The 515-nt window shown below is 79.4% G+C and carries 1 protein-coding gene; it reads right to left on the minus strand.

All coding sequences use genetic code 11. The features are described 5' to 3' along the window. The coding region (locus tag JS521_RS36045) for a bifunctional DNA primase/polymerase (RefSeq protein ID WP_205087040.1) at nt 1-515 on the minus strand (515 nt) is incomplete at both ends.

Consider the following 515-nt stretch of genomic DNA (forward strand, 5'->3'; position numbering starts at 1 on the left):
CGGGGGCACGGGGCCGGAGTGAGGTGGGCGGTGCCGGGGGCGAGGCGGTAGCGGCCGTGGGCGGTGACCGAGCCGGGGCCGACCAGGTAGCCGCCGCTGCCGCGGATGTCGATGCCCGGGGCGAGGCGGCCGGCGGAGTTGGGGACCGTCGCGTCGGCGGGGCCGGTCAGCCAGAGGTGGCGGCCGCCGCTCGGAGTGAGCACCGTGACCGTCGCCGGGATGGTGAACAGGTGCTGGAGGGCCAGCTGCCGCAGCGCGCCGGCCGCGTCGCTGCCGTACGCGGGGTCGACGTCCAGGTCGATGCCGATGAGGCGGTGCGGGACGCGCCCGCAGGCGATGCCGTAGCCGGTGGCCCGGGGCGCGGCGGCGAAGAGGGCGCGGACGGCCGCGGGGTCGGTGGTGGCGTCGTGCACCCCGTGGCCCGGCAGGCCGCACTCGCCCCGGCAGTGCGCCGGGGACCGCTCGCCGCGGTGGGGGGAGCGCAGGGCGGGGAGCTTGGTGGCGGAGAGCGGGAA

Source organism: Streptomyces durocortorensis (assembly GCF_016901035.1).
Lineage (GTDB): Bacteria > Actinomycetota > Actinomycetes > Streptomycetales > Streptomycetaceae > Streptomyces > Streptomyces durocortorensis.